The organism is Sphingomonas sp. PP-CE-1A-559 (genome assembly GCF_004340965.1).
Lineage (GTDB): Bacteria > Pseudomonadota > Alphaproteobacteria > Sphingomonadales > Sphingomonadaceae > Sphingomonas.
The window spans coordinates 580,666-598,411 of the sequence record NZ_SLYA01000001.1 but is presented as its reverse complement, the minus strand read 5'-3'; the positions used below and the strand labels follow the sequence as shown (position 1 = coordinate 598,411).

The window sequence follows — 17,746 nt, the reverse complement described above, 5'->3', positions numbered from 1 at the left end:
GGCTTACGTTTCGATGGTCGCAAACGTGTACGCAAGACGTCCGGTCGTCCCGGGCATCGTCGATGATGGCGGCAAGGCGACCAAATGCAACCCGCCGCCTGCCTAAGCCGGCTTCATCGACGGCACCCGGTCAGCGTCGCTGTAGCGCTTTCAACAGATAGCCGCGGATCCGCTCGGTACGATCTGGCGAGGCTGGGCCGAGCACGCCACGCGCTGCCGTGGGCAGATGATCGCCAGCCGCCGCCGCATCGTCGTCGAACACGTAATGCTCGAACCAGGCTCGCCACCCCGCCTTCTCCGCCGGCGGGCGATCGCGCACCGCCATCATGGCATGGACCATCGCGTGAAACGCCGAAACCGTCGGATCGAACGCCCACCAGTAATTGCACAACACATTGAGCGTCCCGAACGCCTGGACATGATGCCACCAGATCGCCGGGATGAACAACGCATCACCCGGCCCTAAATCGGCGACCAGTGCATGACGCAGCGCCTCGGCATATCGCGGAAACTGGTGCAGGTCCGGCGCCAACGGATCGACCATGCTGGACGGCGGCCCTGCCAGCGTCCGGTCGAGTGGTCCGATATACAGATTGCCGACCTGGTTCGGCGGGAACAGCGTGAAGCGGCGTCGGCCGGCGACTACGCAGGCAAGGTTCGTCGAGCCGTCATAATGTGTCGCGGTCTGCGATCCGTTGCCGATCCACAGCCTTGGCGTCGCTCCGCCCAGCGGCAGGTTGATCGGATTGGCTGCCAACCACCCCGGCAAATGCTCAGGCGCGGTTGCCGCGTTGGCATACAGGAAATGCCGCTTTTCCTCGGGCATGCTGGACAACCGCAACAATTCGCTGAGCAAGACCGCTAATGGGGCCTTCTCGCGGTGAAAGTTGAAACCTTCCAGATTATCGCCGCGATAGAAGAATCGGCCACCGAATTCGGGACCGCCGATCAGCACGTCCATCGGCTTGCCGCCATCACCGAGGCCGGCCAGATACGTTGCGGTCGCGTCGTCGCCACCTTCCGCCGCCCGCACGCTGGCCCAGTGGGCAACCTGCCCTCGCAACACCACCGGGGTAGAGCGTCCCGCTACTTCGGTAGCAAAGGTCTGAGCGTCGACGACGGCACGCTCTTCGACGCGAACGTCCGTTACGGCGGAATGAATACTCTCCATAGTCCTGCAATAGCAGTAAGATGCGCCTCACCAAATCCTGTTTGACGCATAGATCGGCAAATCGAATTCACCGTATTTTCCGTGGTGCTGCAGAACCACGGCGATCGTCGACATGGCCCATTGGTCGCGGTTTTATCCAGCAGCAGCGCGTGTGCCGACCAGAGATCCCGCGCAACCAACCCCCGCCCCACCCGTTCTCAGTGGCAATCCAAGCCAATAGGAGAATGACGATGGCCGACAAGGATACCCCGCAGGAAGTCGCAGCGAAGTTCATCGACAAGCTGAAGGCCAGCCCGTTCGTGATGATCGGCCTCAACGACGTCCAGCATTCCGAGCCGATGACCGCGCAGATCGACGACGATCAGCCCAACACGTTGTTCTTCTTCGCCGGCCGCGACAACCGTATAGCCAAGGGCGGCGCGGCGATGGCGCAGTTCGTCGGCAAGGGCCATGATTTCTTCGCGTGCATGGCCGGCGACGTGTCGACGTCGAACGACCGTACGCAGATCGACAAGCTCTGGAACAACCAGGTCGAGGCATGGTTTCCGGGCGGCAAGGAAGACCCCAACCTGACGCTGCTGCGCTTCGACATCGACAGCGCCGAGCTGTGGGAAACCGATATCTCGGTCGGTGGCCGCCTCAAGATGCTGTTCGGCGGCACGATCCGCTCGGACGAGTCGAGCAGCCACGCGGTGGTAAACTCGATCGCCTGAACCAATTATGGGCGGCCCGTAAAAGGCCGCCCATTTCTCTTACCCGTTCGCGGTGATGAACTCTTCCACAACGGGCGCGATCTTGTCGCGCCAGCGCGACCCGTTGAAAATGCCGTAATGACCGGCCCCGTCCGCAATCAGATAGCGCTTCTTCTCGTCGGGTAGCGCAGTCGCCAGCGTCAGCGCCGCCTTGGTCTGCCCCAAGCCCGAAATGTCGTCGCGCTCTCCCTCGACGGCGAGCAACCCGATATCGGTGATTGCCGCTGGATCGACCAGCCGACCGCGATGCGTCATGATCCCCCGCGGCAGCGCATGGTTCTGGAACACGACGTCGATCGTCTGGAGATAGAATTCCGCGGTCATGTCGCAGACCGACCGGTATTCCTCGTAGAAATCCTGGCTTTGCGAGGCGCTCTCGCCGTCGCCCTGGACGAGATGCTTATACATCTCCCAATGCGAGACCATGTGGTTGCCTAGATTCATCGACATGAACCCGGCGAGTTGCAGAAAGCCCGGGTAAACCTTGCGCCCCGCGCCCGAATAGTTGCTTGGCACCGTCGCGATCACGTTCTGCTCGAACCACGCATGCGGCCGCTCGGTCGCCAGCGTGTTCACCGCGGTCGGCGCCTCGCGCGTGTCGACAGGGCCGCCCATCATCGTTAGCGTCTTCGGCCGGCACGGGTTCTTGTCCGCACTCATCAACGCGACGGCCGCATAACACGGCACCGAGGGCTGGCAGACGGCGAGCATGTGCGTGCCCCCCTGCCCTTCGTTCGCGCCGATCGTCTCCAGATATTCGATCAGATAGTCGATGTAATCGTCGAGATCGAACCGCCCTGCCGACAGCGGCACGCTGCGCGCATCGCGCCAGTCGGTGATGTAGACGTCCGCGAACGGCAGCATGCGCTCGACCGTACCGCGCAACAGCGTCGCGTAATGGCCCGACATCGGCGCGACGATCAGCAGCTTCGGACCACCGTCGATGCCGTCACGAACAAAGCGCTTCAATTGACCGAAATCCTTCCGCAGCACGATCTCCTCGCGGACCGCGACCTCGCGGCCGTCGATCGTCGTCGTGTCGAGACCAAAGGCAGGCTTTCCCCGCGTCGCATTCGCGTGTGCGAACACTTCGAGCGCCGACGCGACCACCGTGCCGCCGCCCAAATAGGCGAACGGGTTTGCCGGATTGTTGAGCATATCCGCACCGAAGCTGGCCATCTTGCTGGCGCCGGCCATCATCGAACGCTGGAATTCATAGGCATCGTAGAGCATGCGGTATCCTCTCGCCTCATCGGGCTTTGCACGGTGGTAACGCAATTTTGCCGCAGTGCAACGCGCGATCGACGGCCGCTCCGTCCCGCGCGACCGGATCACCGCCCTCTGCGACGCCCGGTTCTCGTTGAGCGCCACCCCCGCCACTGCTAGGCACCGCGCATGGCCAAGCCGATACCCGAAGAGAAGACGTCCCGCCGGATCGGCGATCTCGCGATGGTGTGGCGTCACGCCTCCCAATATCCTCGCCAGATCGCGTTCGCGGGGCTCGCGCTGATGATGACCTCGGCCGCGACGATCGGCATTCCTTACGGGTTCAAGCGCGTTATCGACCGCGGCTTTGGCCCCGGCGCGGGCGGGTCGGTCGCCAACTCGTTCCACTATCTGCTGATGATCGTCGTCGTACTCGCGCTCGCGACCGCTGTGCGCTTCTATTACGTGTCGTGGCTAGGCGAGCGCGTTGTCGCGGACATCCGCACCAACGTGCAGCGCCACCTCCTCCGCCTGACGCCGCGCTTCTTTGAGGAGAACCGCCCGTCCGAAATCGCCTCGCGTCTCACGTCGGATACGGCGCTGATCGAACAGGTCGTCGGCAGCACCGTGTCGATCGCGCTGCGCAACACGTTCACCGGAATCGGCGGGCTGATCTACCTGTTCGCGATCTCGCCGAAGCTTGCGGGCATGCTGATGATCGGCATCCCGTTGATCATCCTGCCGATCGCCCTGCTCGGCAAACGCGTCCGTAATTACTCACGCACCTCGCAGGACCGCGTCGCCGACGTCGGTTCGATCGCCACCGAAACGCTCGGCGCGATGAAGGTCGTGCAGGCGTTCGGCCAGGAAGACCGCGAGGCGATCCGCTTCTCTGACGCGGTCAGCGCGACCTTCGCTGCGGCTCGCGCGCGGATCATGCTCCGCGCCGTGATGACCGCGATCGTCATCGGCCTCGTCTTCGGATCGATCACATTGGTCCTGTGGGAAGGCGCAATCGACGTCGCGGCGGGCCGCATCAGCGGCGGCGCGATCGCCGCGTTCGTGCTGACCGGAGGCATCGTCGCAGGCGCGTTCGGCGCGCTCACCGAAGTCTATGGCGACCTGTTGCGCGGCGCCGGCGCGGCCGGGCGCTTGTCGGAACTGTTGCGCGAGAAGCCCGAGATCGCCGCGCCTGCCAACCCGGTCGCCCTGCCCCAGCCGCCACGAGGTGCGCTCGCGTTCGAGGGCGTGCAATTCCACTACCCGACGCGGCGCGACGTCGCCGCGCTCAACGGCTTCTCGCTCGACGTGAAGCCGGGCGAGACGGTCGCCGTCGTCGGCCCCTCAGGCGCGGGCAAGACGACGCTCTTCCAGCTGGTCCAGCGCTTCTACGACCCCGACGCCGGCCGCGTGACGCTCGACGGCATCGACCTCCGCGACGCCGATCCGGCCGAGGTTCGCGCCCGCATCGCGATGGTGCCGCAGGAGACGATCATCTTCGGCGCCTCGGCCCGCGACAACCTCCGCTACGGCGACTGGTCGGCGACCGATGATCAGCTCTGGGCCGCCGCGGAAGCCGCCAATGCCGCCGAGTTCCTGCGCAAACTCCCTGAAGGCCTCGACACGTTCCTAGGTGAAGGCGGCGCGCGGCTGTCGGGCGGCCAGCGCCAGCGCGTTACGATCGCTCGCGCGCTGCTCCGCGATGCGCCGATCCTGCTGCTCGACGAGGCCACCAGTGCGCTCGATGCCGAGAGCGAGCGGCTCGTGCAGGAAGCGCTTGAGCGGCTCATGGCGAACCGCACCACGCTGGTTATCGCGCACCGCCTCGCTACCGTGCGCGCGGCCGAGCGGATCATCGTGATGAGCGACGGTCAGATCGTCGAAGAAGGCTCGCACGGGTCATTGATGACCAACAGCGGGCTCTACGCGCGGCTCGCTAGCCTGCAGTTCAACGAGGCCGCCTGAATCTACTTGGGCTTGGGCTGTTTCGGCATCGGCAGTTCGGCGGTCGAGATGCGGACGAGTTCGGCCAGCCACTCGGCATCGTCCCAGCGGTCGGCATCGACCAACAGGCACGGTTTCGCGCCCGGATAAGGCGGCGCCTCGTCGAGCGCCCCAGCGAACGCGCGGCCGCCCGGTGTCGGTTTGACGAAGAGCTGCTCGCCACAGATCAGCGCGACCATCCTGCCGTCGCAATAGACGCCGTATTCGCCGAACATCGGCTTTGCGGAGACCTCCCCCGCCGCAGTGAGCTGATCGACGATGAACGCGACGGTCTTGCGGTCGGATGCCATCGGGTGATCCTCGCAGATCGGCGCGGCCTTGGCGAGGCATGCCGACGATGGCGTTCCACTTGCGATGCCATGCCCGCGCGCGCAAACTCGGCGAAAGAGGAGATGGGTATGCGCGACTTCGACATCGTCATCTACGGCGCGACTGGGTTCACCGGACGGCTGGTGGCGGAGTATCTCGTCCAGACCTATCCCACTGGCGTTCGGTGGGCGATGGCCGGGCGCTCGCTGTCGAAGCTACAAGAGGTCCGCGACCTGATCGGCGCGCCTGCCGAGACGGCGCTGATCGCTGCCGACTCCGACGATCCCGCCAGCCTCCGCGCGATGGCCGAACGCGCCACCGTCGTCATCTCGACCGTCGGACCGTATCAGCTCTACGGCACCGCACTCGTCGCCGCCTGCGCCGCAACCGGCACCGGTTATGTCGACCTGTGCGGCGAGCCAGCCTGGATGCGCCACATGATCGATGCGCATGAAGGCGAAGCGACGCGGACCGGCGCGCGCATCGTGTTCTCCTGCGGCTTCGACTCGATCCCGTTCGATCTCGGCGTGCTGACGTTGCAAGAGGCGGCAAAGGCCAAATACGGAGTCCCGGCACCGCGCGTGAAAGGCCGCGTGCGCAAAATGCAGGGGACGTTCTCGGGCGGCACCGCGGCGAGCCTAAAGGCGACGCTCGCCGCCGCCGCACGCGATCCCGGCATCGTCAAGCTGCTGTCCAGCCCGTTCGCGCTGACCCCCGGCTTCCACGGACCGCACCAGCCGACCGGGTTGCTCCCCGAATACGATACGACCATCTCGGCCTGGGTCGCGCCGTTCGTGATGGCGCCGATCAACACCAAGAACGTCCACCGCACCAATTTCCTGCTCGGCGAGGCGTATGGCGCAGACTTCGTCTATGACGAGATGATGGTCGCAGGGCTGGGCGATCTCGGCAAGGTGGCGGCCGAGGCGATCGCCAAGTTCAATCCGTTCTCGGGCGACAAGGGGCCGAAACCCGGCGAAGGCCCGTCGAAGGAGGAGCGCGATGCGGGGCATTACGACCTACTGTTCGCGGGCATCATGCCCGATGGCGAGCGGATCGACGCGGTCGTCATTGGCGACCGCGATCCGGGCTATGGCTCGACCAGCAAGATGATCGCCGAGGCGGCATTGTGCCTCGTCCAGGACGTGGAAGGCGATGGCGGGATCTGGACGCCGGGTGCGCTGATGGGGACGAAACTGCGCGATCGGCTGGTGGCGAAGGCCGGGCTGACCTTCACGGTCGGCTGATCAACCGCGAAAGAACCGCGTGGCGATCCAAGCAATCAGCACCGACACGATGATCGCGATCGGCACGGCGAGACGTCGGCGTCGCTCGCCGGCAGCATAATGCGCGTCGAGATCGAAATAGAAGTGGCTTGGTGCGGTTTCGCGGACGATGCCGTTGGCGCGCAGCCGATCGAACGTCGCCTGCTCCCGAGCGTCGCGAGGTAGGAAGGCGATCGCATCGTCGGGTGCGATCGCGTGTCGCGCCAGGAACAGCGCCGGGATGACCCCGCGAATCCGATGCGGCCGCAACGCCATCGGCATGCCGGCTGGGCTTGGCCTTTCCGGCGAGAGCTTATTCGGCAAGCGTAAAGACCGTCGCCGCAGCCGCAACGCTTGCAGCGACGCCCGATACCCCGACGATCGCTGCGGCTCGAAGTCGCACCGAAGCGCGAAATGCGCCGAGCTTTCGCGCATCGAGATGATAGCGCCCGGCTCCGTCGTCGACGATCGCGCCATAGACTCGAAGTTGGCGGAATATCCGCGCGTCCTTCGCTACATAAGCGATCGCACGATCAGCCGACGTGGCCCGTGCCGCGACGAAATCCTTGACGATCCGTCGGCGCGATCGGCCTAGAATAAGTCCCCGCATACTCTTCCCCCCGCGCCGATCTCGCATAACGCGGGGGGTTTGTGCAATTCCTAACGCCGCTTGCCCTGATGGCGGATGTTCGTTGGGCGACCGCGTCGCTTGATCTCGCGCACCGGCTTGCGTCCGCCACGGGGAGGCTGGGCCGCGCCCTTCCCCTCGGGCATCTCGAAGCGTAGCGCGCCCGACACCGGGTTCGCTTCCGCCAGCCGCAGCTCCAGCGTCTGACCCTGCGCGAAGACATCGCCGCTATGCTCGCCGGTCAGCGTGCGCGCACCCTCGTCGAAGCGGAAATATTCGCCGCCGAGATCACGCACCGGCATCAGGCCGTCGCCGCCGATCCCCTCGACCGTCGCGAAGAAGCCGAAATTGGTCACGCCGGTGATCCGCACGTCCATCACCTGGCCGACGCGCTCCGACAGGAACGCCGCGACATAGCGATCGGTGGTGTCGCGCTCGGCCTCCATCGCGCGGCGTTCGAGCCGGCTGATGATCTCGCCGACTGACTCCATGTTGGCCGCATCGTCCGCCGGCAACCCGCCTTCGCCAAGGCCGTAGGCGGACACCAGCGAGCGATGGACGAGCAGATCGGCATAGCGCCGGATCGGCGAGGTGAAATGCGCGTAGCTGCCCAGACTGAGGCCGAAATGCCCGTGGTTGCCGGGCGCATAATAGGCTTGCGTCTGCGTACGGAGGATCTGCTCCATGACCTGAGGGCGGAAGTCCGCATCGCCGATCCGCTCGATGATATGGTTGAACGTTGCTGGCCGCACGACCTGCCCGAGCGCGAACGGCACGTCGAACGTCTTGAGATATTCCTTCAGCGCCGCGAGCTTCTCGCGGCTCGGCGGCTCGTGGATGCGGTACATGACCGGCGCCTTCTTCGCTTCCAGCGCCTTGGCGGCGGCGACGTTGGCGGCGATCATGTAATCTTCGATCAGCCGGTGCGCGTCGAGGCGTTCACGCGGCGACACCGACATGATCCGCCCCTGCTCGTCGAGCACCACACGCCGTTCGGGGAGGTCCAGATCGAGCGGTGCACGTGCGTCACGCGCCTTCGCCAGCGTGTGCCAGCAGGCCCAGAGCGGCTGTAGCACGCTCAGCATGTCTCCCCTCTCGTCTTCGGGATGGGTCGGGGGAAGGACTTCCTGACTTACGACCGGATCGAATGAGGCACCGCCCTCCCCCGACCCCTCCCGCAAGACGGGAGGGGAGGAGGCGTCGATGATCGCCTGCGCCTCCTCATACGCCAGGTTCGCCACGATCCGCACCACCGCGCGCGTGAATCGCCACGACTTGAGCGAGCCGTCCTTGCCGATCCGCAGATGGCACGCGAGCGCTGCACGGTCCGCGCCTTCCTTCAGCGAGCACACCTCCGCGGAGAGAATCTCCGGCAGCATCGGCACCACGCGGTCGGGGAAATACACCGAGTTCCCGCGCCGCCGAGCCTCGCGATCGACCTCGGACTTCGGTCGGACATAGAAGCTGACGTCCGCGATCGCGACGATCGCCTTCCATCCGCCGGCATTCGACGGATCATCGTCCGCCTCAGACCACACCGCGTCGTCATGATCGCGCGCATCCTCGGGATCGATCGCGACGATCGGCAGGTCGCGCAGATCCTCACGGCCCTCACCAAGCGGTAACTTGGACACGCGCTCCGCTTCGTCGAGCGCCTCCTGCGAGAACACATCCGGAATGCCGAGCTTGTGGATGGCGATCAGCGAGAAACTACGCGCCGCGAACGGATCACCCAGCTTCTGCACGACACGGGCGGCGATCTTGGGCGGCTTCCCCGCCAATTCCGCCAACACCAGATCGCCCGGCGCCGCGCCACCTGCGTCCGCAACCGCGAACTCACGCCGCTCGCGCTTGTCGACACCCGTCAGCCAGAGGCGTCCGGCCTCCTCGCGCAACACGCCCAGCACCTGCTCAGACGCCGGCGCGAGCACCTTCATCGGATGCGCGATCCAGCCGTTCCCGGCCTCGTCGGTCCGCGCGAGGATTCGCTCGCCGACGCCGAGCGCACCACGCTTCCGCTCGCGCACGCGCAACCGCGGCGGTGGCGCACCTTCCGCCTCCCAGCGCTCGGGAACCGCCCAGACGTTGCCGCCGTCGTCGACGTCCGCGATCCGCAGCACCGTCACCTTCGGAATGCCGCCCATCTTGTGGAACGCGCGGCCTGGAGCGCTGTCGATCAGCCCCTCGTCGGCCATGTCTTTCAGGAGCGCTTTCAGCCCGATCTTGTCTTGCGCGCTGAGCCCGAAGCCCTTGGCGATCTCGCGTTTGCCCGCGGGCACGTCGGAAGTGGTGATGAAGTCGAGGATCTGCTCGCGCGTCGGAAGACCGGCTTTTGGTTTGTACATGGTACAGAGATAGTCGGTAGGCCCGCCATTACCAAACGGCTAAGCTACGGGCATGACGCAAAGTTACGACATCCTCATCGTCGGCGGCGGCATCAACGGCGCCGCGATCGCCCGCGAGGCGGCACTGAACGGCCTGTCGGTCCTGCTCGTCGAAAAGGGCGACCTCGCCGGCGCGACCTCGTCCGCCTCGACCAAGCTGATCCATGGCGGCTTACGCTATCTCGAATATTACGACTTCAAGCTGGTCGCCGAGGCGCTGCGCGAACGCGAACGCCTGGTGAAGGCCGCGCCGCACATCATCCGCCCGATGCGCTTCGTCCTGCCGCACGAGAATGCGGTGCGGCCCTGGTGGATGGTCCGGCTCGGGCTGTACCTGTACGACTGGCTCGGCGGCCGCATGACGCTGAAACGATCGCGTGGCCTGCGCAGGAGCGACACCGCGTACACCGCGCCACTGAAGAACGGCGCGCGCGGCTTTGTCTATTCCGATGCTTTCGTCGATGACTCCCGCCTTACCGTGCTGAACGCGATGGACGCGCACGCCAACGGCGCAGAGATCGCGGTCCGCACCCAACTCGTCACTGCTCGCCGTGACGGCGGAGTATGGTGCGCGACGCTGTCGGACGGCCGCGACGTCACTGCGCGCGCGCTCGTCAACGCCGCCGGCCCGTGGGTCGCCGAATTGCTCGGGCGGCTCGGCATCAACGCCAGCGCCGGCGTCCGGCTGGTCAAGGGCAGCCATATCGTCGTGCCCCGACTGTACGAAGGCGACCACGCCTATATCCTGCAACTTGCCGACCGCCGCATCGTCTTCGCGATCCCGTATCAGGGCCAGACCGAGATCGGCACGACCGACATTCCCGTCGACCGGCCCGAAGACGCGGTGATCGACGCGGGCGAGATCGCGTATCTCTGCGATGCCGCGAACCAGCATTTCACGCGTCAGATCGCGCCAGCCGACGTCACCTCGACGTGGTCCGGCGTGCGCCCGCTCTACGACGACGGCGCCAGCGAGGCGAAGGCGGTCACGCGCGACTATGTCCTCGAACTCGACACGCTCGGCGATACGGGCGCGGCGCCTCTGCTGTCCGTGTTCGGGGGGAAGATCACGACTGCACGCCATCTCGCCGAGGAAGCGCTCGCGAAGATCGCCCCCGCGCTGGGTACGGCCGTCCGCCAGATGACTCGCGACCGCGCTTTCCCCGGGGGCGCCATCCCACCTTTTGCGACCTATCTCGCGCAGGTTCGCGGGCGATGGCCGTTTCTGGGGGATACCCGTAGCGAACGGATGGCGCACGCTTACGGTGCCTTGCTCGACGGCATGCTCGCGAACGTCACCGACGCAGCCGGGCTCGGCGCCGACCTTGGCGGCGGCCTGACCGAAATCGAAGCGCGCTGGATGCACGATCGCGAATGGGCGAGGATACCCGAAGATGCATTAATGCGCCGCAGCAAGATCGGGCTGACCTTGGATAAGGCGGAGACGGACGCGTTCGGTACGTGGTGGAGCGCGGCATTCCCCTAGTAAGTGTTGGGGCTTGCATGTTTTACGATTGAGCATATCCTCGACGCATATCTATCGAGGAGACCTCCAATGGCCACATACCCGGAACTCCAAGTCGATCCCGAGGACAAGAATCTCGTGATCCTGCAGAGCCTGATCTGCCTGTTGCGCGAAAAGAACATACTGTCGCGCGCCGATATCGAAGAGCTGTGCGACACTGTGAAGCGCCGCGCTAGCGACCATGCGAGCGATCCGCTCCCCTGCCAGATGAACGGCGCGCGTGCAGCCGCCACCGAAGTCGCGCAGATTGGCGATTACATCGGCCGCAAATACGGTGGAAAGCACCGCCGCTCGATCTGAGCGTACGCGTGCGAGCACGCGTTGGCGCATTGAAGGATAGTCGTCTTAGGCGGCTTGCGCTGGATCAAGTGCGCGCCTGCTTCGAGCAGGTCCGGACGTGATACCCGCGAGGTCGAGCAAATATCGTGGTGGACGCTTCTGTGACCTGGGGTTTTGGCTGGTCGTGTAGAGCGATGCGGGAAGTTTATGGACGCCATGCTCGCCGTCCTCGATCATAGTGTCAGCAGGCCCGCACTAATGCATCGGCTACTAAATAGCCGCTAGACGTCGTCTTTTACCGTTGTGCGCACATATTTCGAAATGCAGTTGATACACTCACCATCCTCGGTTTCCACCCGAGCGCCGGTCACCAACGTGGTGTTATCTGCGCGATAGCGAACCGCCGAAGCGTGGTCTTCAAGAATTCACCATGTGTCGTACCAAATGGCTGACTTAGTCTTGGACGTGCTCTCGTGAGCACTGATCTCTCGGGTTGCTCCCCCGATATACAAGGTCGCGAAGCGTGTAAGTAGCCGACCGGCTCGTCGGCAACCCAAGCCTCAACGATGAGCAAAGCAGCTGGGCAAGCGCGAGCGCTAATGCTGCGCGCCTCGGCTTCGCTCTACCATTTCACGCGATCAGCTCGCGACGAAGCACGTCTCGCCGGCGACGCGCAACCGGCCGCAGATGTCCGCCGCCTGATTCGCGCTGCCTGCGTTCACGCGCAGGCGATACAGGGTGCGGCCACCGGCGGCGACCGGCTGGACCGACTTGCCAAGTGCGCCGACATACGCAAACCGCTTCGAAAAGTTCGCCCACGCCGCGTTGGCGACCGCCTCGCTCGGATACGCACCAAGCTGGACCAGCGATCCACCGGTAGCCGTGCCAGCACCATTGGGCTTCGATGGCGCCAGGGGTGCCGCAGCAACCAGTCGACCACCCGAGGCCGGAACCTGCGCGACCGCATTGCGACCCGCGGCGTCATCGGGCTTGGCCGCAACCGCACGCTTGCCCGCGACCGGTGCTTCCGGCACGCCGCGCAGGTCGATCGCGCCGTTGCCCGACTTGCCCGCGCTGGTCGCGATCGCCGAGTCGCCCTCGCCCTTGACCTTCAGGCCGCCAGCGTCGTCTGGCTTGACCTTGTAGTCGCCCTCCTGCGCGGCGATCATCTGGCCGTCGCCTGTAGGCGCGCGCTGTTGCAGCTTGTAGATGCCGAAGATGATCGCCGCGAGGATGGCCAGGCCGAGTACGACGAGCGCGATCACGCGGCCGATACCGACGGTTTGCTGCTCGTCCGGCTCGACGGTTTCGAGCCAGGGGAGCCGGTCTTCCTCGCGCAGATCCATATCTTCGGCCATCACTTCATCTCCGAAACCGCTTCGACACCCATGATGGCGAGGCCGTTATGAATAATCTGCCCTATAGCGGACGCCAGGAAAAGCCTTGCCGCGGTCGCCTGGGGATCCTCTATCACCAGGAAACGACGGTCGGGCCGGTCGTTTCCGACATTCCATAGCGCGTGGAACGCTGCCGCCAAGTCATAGAGATAGAACGCAATTCTATGTGGTTCGCGCGCGGTCGAGGCGATCTCGACGAGCCGCGGAAACTGCGCTGCAAGCTGTACCAGCGCCAGTTCGTCCGTATCAAGCCGGGACAGGTCGGCAGAAATCGGCGTAATCCCCGCCTCCTCCGCACGCCGATGCAGCGATGCGATCCGGGCATGCGCATACTGGACGTAGAACACCGGATTGTCCTTCGATGCCTCTACGACCTTCGCAAAGTCGAAATCCATCTGTGCATCCGACCGTCGCGTCAACATCGTGAAACGCACGACATCCTTGCCCACTTCGCGCACGACATCGGCGAGCGTGACGAAATTGCCCGAGCGCTTCGACATCTTGACCGGCTCGCCGTTGCGCAGCAGCCGGACCATCTGGACGAGCTTGACGTCGAACCGCGTCTTGCCGCCGGTCAGCGCCGCTACGCCTGCCACGATCCGCTTGACCGTGCCGCCATGATCCGCACCCCAGATGTCGATCAGCTGATCGGCGCCCTGGCTCTTCTGGAAATGATAGGCGAGATCGGCGCCGAAATAGGTCCACGACCCGTTCGACTTCTTGATCGGGCGATCCTGGTCGTCGCCGAACTGCGACGAGCGGAACAGCGGCAGCTCAACCGGCTCCCAATCGTCGGGCGTCTCGCCCTTCGGTGCTTCGAGCACGCCGTCATAGACGAGATCGCGCGAGCGCAGTTCCGCCTCTGCCGCTTCCGGCTTCTTCGCGGCCTGGAGTTCGGCTTCGGACGCGAACACCTCGTGCTCGATCCCGAGCAGCGCGAGATCGGCGCGGATCATCACCATCATCGCGGCCACCGCCTGCGTGCGGAAGATGACCAGCCATTCGCTCTCGGGTGCGCCGACATAGCGGTCGCCGAATTCCTTTGCGAGCGACTGGCCGACGGGGACGAGATAGTCGCCAGGATACAGGCCCTCGGGGATCTCGATGGTCTCGCCGAGCGCCTCGCGGTAGCGAAGGTGGACCGAGCGCGCGAGCACGTCGACCTGCCCGCCGGCATCGTTGACGTAATATTCGCGGATCACCTTGTGGCCGGCGAATTCGAGCAGGCTGGCGAGCGCATCGCCGACGACCGCGCCGCGGCAATGCCCCATGTGCATCGGGCCGGTCGGGTTGGCCGAGACATACTCGATGTTGACCGTGATCCCGTCGCCCTGCTTCGAGCGGCCATAGTCGGCACCGGCCTCGGGAATTGCGGCGAGTTCGGCGCGCCAAGCGTCGTCGGTCAGCTTCAGGTTGATGAAGCCGGGGCCTGCTACGCTCGCAGAGGCGACGTCCTCGAGCATCGACAGTTCGGCGACCAGCGCATCGGCGAGGACGCGCGGATTGGTCTTGGCGGGCTTGGCGAGGACCATCGCGGCGTTGGTCGCGAGATCGCCGTGGCTGGTGTCGCGCGGCGGCTCGACCGTGACGTTCTTGCGGTCGAGACCGGCCGGCAGCGTGCCCGCCGCGGTCAGCGTGTCGAGCGCCGCATCGATATGCGCGGCGAAACGGGTGTAGAGCGTCATGGCAGTCCCGGTACGTCAAGGAAACGCGCGCTCTAGACCATCGCGGCGCGGCGCTCAATTTTAATCCCGTCGGAGGGGGCGGCCGCCAGCACCGCCCGGCTAGATCCGCCACATCGGAAAGCCATCCCCGTTCCCCCGCGGACGCGGGGGCCCAGCTAAACCACATGCACCGCCCGAGATCCTGGCCCCCCGCGTTCGCGAGGGAACAGAAGTGTATCTGGGCCGTACGCGTGCAAAGCGAAGATCAGCGTCAAACCCGCACCAGCCCCTCGATCGCCGCAGTCTTCGCGCTCGCAGGAAACAGCGCGGCCATCGCCCGATCCGGCTCGACGCCAAAATGCGAGGACACCGCGCCGCCGATGAACGCGTCGAGCTGCATCGTCGGTTTCAGATCGCGGGCCTCGTACAGAGCGGCAGGCGCGAGGCCTGGCCAGTCCGATACCACCCTGCCCCCCTTCACGCCGCCGCCGAACAGCATCGCAGACGTGCCCGTGCCATGATCCGTCCCCCCGGTGCCGTTGACCGCGACGGTCCGCCCGAACTCGGTCGCGACCAGCACCATCGTGTCGGACCATAACGGCCCCAGCCCCGCCTGTAGCGATGCGACCATCGCGTCGAGACCCTTCAACTGCGCGGTAAGTCGGCCGCGTTGGCCGGTATGCGTATCCCAACCGCCCATCTCGATCATCGCGATCCGCGCGCCGGTGTCGGGCTTGAGCAACCGCGCAGCGAGCGCACCCGTGGCGGCGGCATTGCGCCCGCCGTCCTGCGCGAGATCGCGGGTGAGTTGCCGCGTGGCCATCGCTTCGCTCCACAGGCCGTGGAGTTGCTGGTCGCCGTCGTACAGCATCGCGACGCGTTGCAGCAGATCGTCGGACGCGTCGGGGAGGCTCGACGGTGCATAGGATGCCACCTCGCGCCGCCCCCGCAGCGCCATCGGCACGGTCGCCGCTACCGCGATCGCGCGCGCCTCGTCCGCGGGCAGCACGCCGAGCAGCCGGTTGAGCCAGCCGTCGCGGACCTGGTACGCGCTGACGCCCCCCGTCTCGAGCACGTTCTGGCCGTCGAAATGCGAGCGATCGCGGTAGGGCGAGGCGATCGCGTGTGCGAACAGGGCTTGGCCTTGCTTGTAGAGCCCGGCACTCGCGGTCATCGCGGGGTGGAGCGTGAACATGCCGTCGAGCTTGGCGCCCGTCGCGAAATCCGCCGCGAGATCGCCGCGTACGCCTGCAAAGGCCGGATCGCCGACCGCGCCGATCGTGCCGAGACCATCGGCGGCCCCGCGCTGGATGATGAACACGAACCTTTTGTCGGTCGCCGCGCGCGCGAAGGCGATGCGGGGGGCGAAGGCGGAGGCCAGCACGCCGAGCGTACCGGTCGAGAGGAAGGAACGGCGGTCGAGCATGACTATCTCCGCAGCGATTCGGGGGCGACGAGCAACAACGCGAGTGCCTGTGCAGGGCTTTCCGCGCGCGACAGGCCCTGCGCGGTGGTGGGGCTGAGCGAGGCGGGGAACAGTGTCGGCGCCAACGCCCGTGCATCGACCGGCCCGGCGCGTGCCGCGAACCGCTCCGCCGCCTCGACCCGCCGCATGATCGCGTCGGGTCCGGCCCAGGCTGCGGCGACGTCGTCGTAGCCGATCGGCTGCCCCGGTTGCCATATCGGCTGGCCGAGCTGGTTCATCATCCCCACCGTGACGCCGGGCTGGACCGTCGTCGTGCCGAGCGCGCGCTGGGTCGAGACATACCATTCCCATGGCGACTTGAACTTCACGGGTTTCGCCACCCATGCCTCGGGCGAGGCGACCAGCGCGCGATAGACCGTCGGCAGGTCGCCGCCCGATTTCAGGAACGCCGTCTTCAGCCGTGCAACCATCGCCGGCGGTGGCGTATCGCCGGCGAAGTGTCGCGCGAGCTTGGTCGCGATGTGCGTCGCGGTCGCAGGGTGGACGGCCAGGTCGGAGAGCACCGCCTGTGCCTGCGCCTCCCCCGCCGCGGGATACAGCTTGCCCATCACGGTGCGATCACCGGGCTGATGAACGTCGTCGAGGAACAGGAACGCGCCCGCGCGCGAATCGTCCTGGATGCGCGCACCGGGGCCGCGCCCGATACCCGCGACCGTCCAGCCGGTCATCGCGCGCGCGAACTCGGTGACGTCGGCCTGGCTGTAGCCGCTGCGGACGCCGAGCGTGTGCAACTCCATGATTTCGCGCGCGAGATTTTCGTTCAGGCCGGTGCGACGGCGGGTTTTCCGCACGGCGAACGGGCTGTCGGGGCCGATCGACACGGCCTGGTCGAGATACAGCAGCATCGCCGGATGCCGCTCGACCGCGTTCAGCATGTCGGCGAAAGTGCCGAGCACATGCGGGCGGATCGCCTCGAACTCCATCGGTCCGGCGAGCGCCATTACCTCGAACTTCTCGGTCGAGACCGCGAAATGGTTCGCCCAGAAATGCACGAGACGCTCGACGAACGGCGCATCGCCGGTGAGCGCGGCCATCGTCCGTGCCGCGACCGCCGCGCCGTAATCATTGCGGCTCTGCTTGCCGATGACTTGTCGCGCTTCCTGTCGTGCGGCCGCGCCTGGATCGATCGGCCCCGGCGCCATGGGGGCCTGAGCCATGCCGGAAGGTGCAACGCCCGAAGACACGGGTGGTGGGCTCATCGCGCCGGACATCGTTGGAGCGGCGACCGCGGGTTTCCCGTCCATGCCGAGCGCGGCTTTCGGCGTGCGCGGACCGAATTGCGCCCTGATCGCCTTTTCCTGAACATAATAGGCGACGAGACCTGCCGAAATGCCCGCCGTCGCGGGCGCGCTCGCGATGACCGGTGGCCGCGGCTCGAACCGGTCGCACTGCGCCAGCACCCACTTGACCGGATCGCCGACGATAGCATCACCCGGCCTTGCGCCAAGGCCGAACCGATTGAGCGCAATACTGGAAGCAGACACGACACTTCTCCTTCGCGTGCGAATGTACGCGGCAAATGTCGTGGAAGTATGTCACCGGCCGCGCTGATCGCATGCAGGGGGCCGTTCATCGTTGCAGTTGATGCAATCGCGACGGATCGGTTTGCAATTGCAACTCATGCTGCGCCGCAATATTTCTCTGGTTCGAGAGTTGGGTGAACACCTGATCCGGCT

15 protein-coding genes are annotated in these 17,746 nt (G+C 65.8%); 5 read left to right on the top strand and 10 right to left on the bottom strand.

Annotated elements, in window-relative coordinates; translation table 11 throughout:
* Nucleotides 1-130: 130 nt before the first annotated feature.
* Complete coding sequence (locus tag C8J42_RS02660; protein WP_133018809.1) at nucleotides 131-1,171, bottom strand: cupin-like domain-containing protein; 1,041 nt, start codon at nucleotides 1,169-1,171, stop codon at nucleotides 131-133.
* A gap of 230 nt (nucleotides 1,172-1,401) precedes the next feature.
* On the opposite strand from C8J42_RS02660, the gene C8J42_RS02655 reads away from it, so the two are divergent.
* Nucleotides 1,402-1,884, top strand: coding sequence for a pyridoxamine 5'-phosphate oxidase family protein (locus C8J42_RS02655; RefSeq protein WP_133018808.1), 483 nt, complete (start codon nucleotides 1,402-1,404; stop codon nucleotides 1,882-1,884).
* Between the two features lie 39 nt (nucleotides 1,885-1,923).
* Here C8J42_RS02655 and phaZ read toward each other — a convergent pair whose 3' ends face one another.
* Nucleotides 1,924-3,156, bottom strand: a complete 1,233-nt coding sequence (phaZ, locus tag C8J42_RS02650) for a polyhydroxyalkanoate depolymerase (protein ID WP_133018807.1) — start codon at nucleotides 3,154-3,156, stop codon at nucleotides 1,924-1,926.
* 162 nt (nucleotides 3,157-3,318) lie between these two features.
* Here phaZ and C8J42_RS02645 point away from each other — a divergent pair, with 162 nt between their 5' ends.
* Nucleotides 3,319-5,094: an ABC transporter transmembrane domain-containing protein gene (locus tag C8J42_RS02645; RefSeq protein WP_133018806.1), complete on the top strand. Its 1,776-nt coding sequence runs from the start codon at nucleotides 3,319-3,321 to the stop codon at nucleotides 5,092-5,094.
* A 2-nt stretch (nucleotides 5,095-5,096) separates the two neighbouring features.
* Here the strand turns inward: C8J42_RS02645 and C8J42_RS02640 are convergent, their stop codons facing one another.
* Nucleotides 5,097-5,423 (bottom strand): TfoX/Sxy family protein, encoded by a 327-nt coding sequence (locus C8J42_RS02640; protein WP_133018805.1) that lies wholly within the window; start codon nucleotides 5,421-5,423, stop codon nucleotides 5,097-5,099.
* A 108-nt stretch (nucleotides 5,424-5,531) separates the two neighbouring features.
* Here C8J42_RS02640 and C8J42_RS02635 point away from each other — a divergent pair, with 108 nt between their 5' ends.
* Nucleotides 5,532-6,689, top strand: coding sequence for a saccharopine dehydrogenase NADP-binding domain-containing protein (locus C8J42_RS02635; protein WP_133018804.1), 1,158 nt, complete (start codon nucleotides 5,532-5,534; stop codon nucleotides 6,687-6,689).
* On the opposite strand, the gene C8J42_RS02630 is transcribed toward C8J42_RS02635, so the two are convergent.
* The 3 genes from C8J42_RS02630 to C8J42_RS02620 are packed head-to-tail and all read right to left on the bottom strand — an operon-like array spanning nucleotide 6,690 to nucleotide 9,680.
* Complete coding sequence (locus C8J42_RS02630; protein WP_133018803.1) at nucleotides 6,690-7,031, bottom strand: hypothetical protein; 342 nt, start codon at nucleotides 7,029-7,031, stop codon at nucleotides 6,690-6,692.
* Nucleotides 7,021-7,317, bottom strand: a complete 297-nt coding sequence (locus tag C8J42_RS02625; protein WP_056486607.1) for a hypothetical protein — start codon at nucleotides 7,315-7,317, stop codon at nucleotides 7,021-7,023. The genes C8J42_RS02630 and C8J42_RS02625 overlap by 11 nt, the downstream gene beginning before the upstream one ends.
* 50 nt (nucleotides 7,318-7,367) lie before the next feature.
* Complete coding sequence (locus C8J42_RS02620; protein WP_133018802.1) at nucleotides 7,368-9,680, bottom strand: RNB domain-containing ribonuclease; 2,313 nt, start codon at nucleotides 9,678-9,680, stop codon at nucleotides 7,368-7,370.
* A 52-nt stretch (nucleotides 9,681-9,732) separates the two neighbouring features.
* On the opposite strand from C8J42_RS02620, the gene glpD reads away from it, so the two are divergent.
* Nucleotides 9,733-11,205, top strand: coding sequence for a glycerol-3-phosphate dehydrogenase (gene glpD / locus C8J42_RS02615; RefSeq protein ID WP_133018801.1), 1,473 nt, complete (start codon nucleotides 9,733-9,735; stop codon nucleotides 11,203-11,205).
* Nucleotides 11,206-11,274: 69 nt separating this feature from the next.
* Entirely contained in the window at nucleotides 11,275-11,544 is a 270-nt protein-coding gene (locus C8J42_RS02610; RefSeq protein ID WP_133018800.1) for a hypothetical protein, read from the top strand.
* Between the two features lie 617 nt (nucleotides 11,545-12,161).
* On the opposite strand, the gene C8J42_RS02605 is transcribed toward C8J42_RS02610, so the two are convergent.
* From C8J42_RS02605 to C8J42_RS02590, 4 genes are all read right to left on the bottom strand, one after another.
* A complete protein-coding gene (locus tag C8J42_RS02605; RefSeq protein WP_133018799.1) occupies nucleotides 12,162-12,881 on the bottom strand; it encodes an SPOR domain-containing protein in 720 nt (239 codons plus the stop codon).
* On the bottom strand, nucleotides 12,881-14,605 hold the full coding sequence (argS, locus tag C8J42_RS02600) for an arginine--tRNA ligase (protein ID WP_133018798.1): 1,725 nt from the start codon (nucleotides 14,603-14,605) through the stop codon (nucleotides 12,881-12,883). Before argS ends, C8J42_RS02605 begins: the two co-directional genes overlap by 1 nt.
* A gap of 250 nt (nucleotides 14,606-14,855) precedes the next feature.
* Nucleotides 14,856-16,010: a DUF1501 domain-containing protein gene (locus C8J42_RS02595; protein ID WP_133018797.1), complete on the bottom strand. Its 1,155-nt coding sequence runs from the start codon at nucleotides 16,008-16,010 to the stop codon at nucleotides 14,856-14,858.
* Between the two features lie 2 nt (nucleotides 16,011-16,012).
* A complete protein-coding gene (locus C8J42_RS02590; protein ID WP_133018796.1) occupies nucleotides 16,013-17,554 on the bottom strand; it encodes a DUF1800 domain-containing protein in 1,542 nt (513 codons plus the stop codon).
* Nucleotides 17,555-17,746 lie beyond the last annotated feature (192 nt).

Excerpts from the sequence above, each read along its gene's own strand:
- C8J42_RS02660 (WP_133018809.1), bottom strand. The coding sequence starts at position 1,171 with ATGGAGAGTATTCATTCCGCCGTAACGGACGTTCGCGTCGAAGAGCGT.
- C8J42_RS02655 (WP_133018808.1), top strand. The coding sequence starts at position 1,402 with ATGGCCGACAAGGATACCCCGCAGGAAGTCGCAGCGAAGTTCATCGAC.
- phaZ (WP_133018807.1), bottom strand. The coding sequence starts at position 3,156 with ATGCTCTACGATGCCTATGAATTCCAGCGTTCGATGATGGCCGGCGCC.
- C8J42_RS02645 (WP_133018806.1), top strand. The coding sequence starts at position 3,319 with ATGGCCAAGCCGATACCCGAAGAGAAGACGTCCCGCCGGATCGGCGAT.
- C8J42_RS02640 (WP_133018805.1), bottom strand. The coding sequence starts at position 5,423 with ATGGCATCCGACCGCAAGACCGTCGCGTTCATCGTCGATCAGCTCACT.
- C8J42_RS02635 (WP_133018804.1), top strand. The coding sequence starts at position 5,532 with ATGCGCGACTTCGACATCGTCATCTACGGCGCGACTGGGTTCACCGGA.
- C8J42_RS02625 (WP_056486607.1), bottom strand. The coding sequence starts at position 7,317 with ATGCGGGGACTTATTCTAGGCCGATCGCGCCGACGGATCGTCAAGGAT.
- C8J42_RS02620 (WP_133018802.1), bottom strand. The coding sequence starts at position 9,680 with ATGTACAAACCAAAAGCCGGTCTTCCGACGCGCGAGCAGATCCTCGAC.
- glpD (WP_133018801.1), top strand. The coding sequence starts at position 9,733 with ATGACGCAAAGTTACGACATCCTCATCGTCGGCGGCGGCATCAACGGC.
- C8J42_RS02610 (WP_133018800.1), top strand. The coding sequence starts at position 11,275 with ATGGCCACATACCCGGAACTCCAAGTCGATCCCGAGGACAAGAATCTC.
- C8J42_RS02605 (WP_133018799.1), bottom strand. The coding sequence starts at position 12,881 with ATGGCCGAAGATATGGATCTGCGCGAGGAAGACCGGCTCCCCTGGCTC.
- argS (WP_133018798.1), bottom strand. The coding sequence starts at position 14,605 with ATGACGCTCTACACCCGTTTCGCCGCGCATATCGATGCGGCGCTCGAC.
- C8J42_RS02595 (WP_133018797.1), bottom strand. The coding sequence starts at position 16,010 with ATGCTCGACCGCCGTTCCTTCCTCTCGACCGGTACGCTCGGCGTGCTG.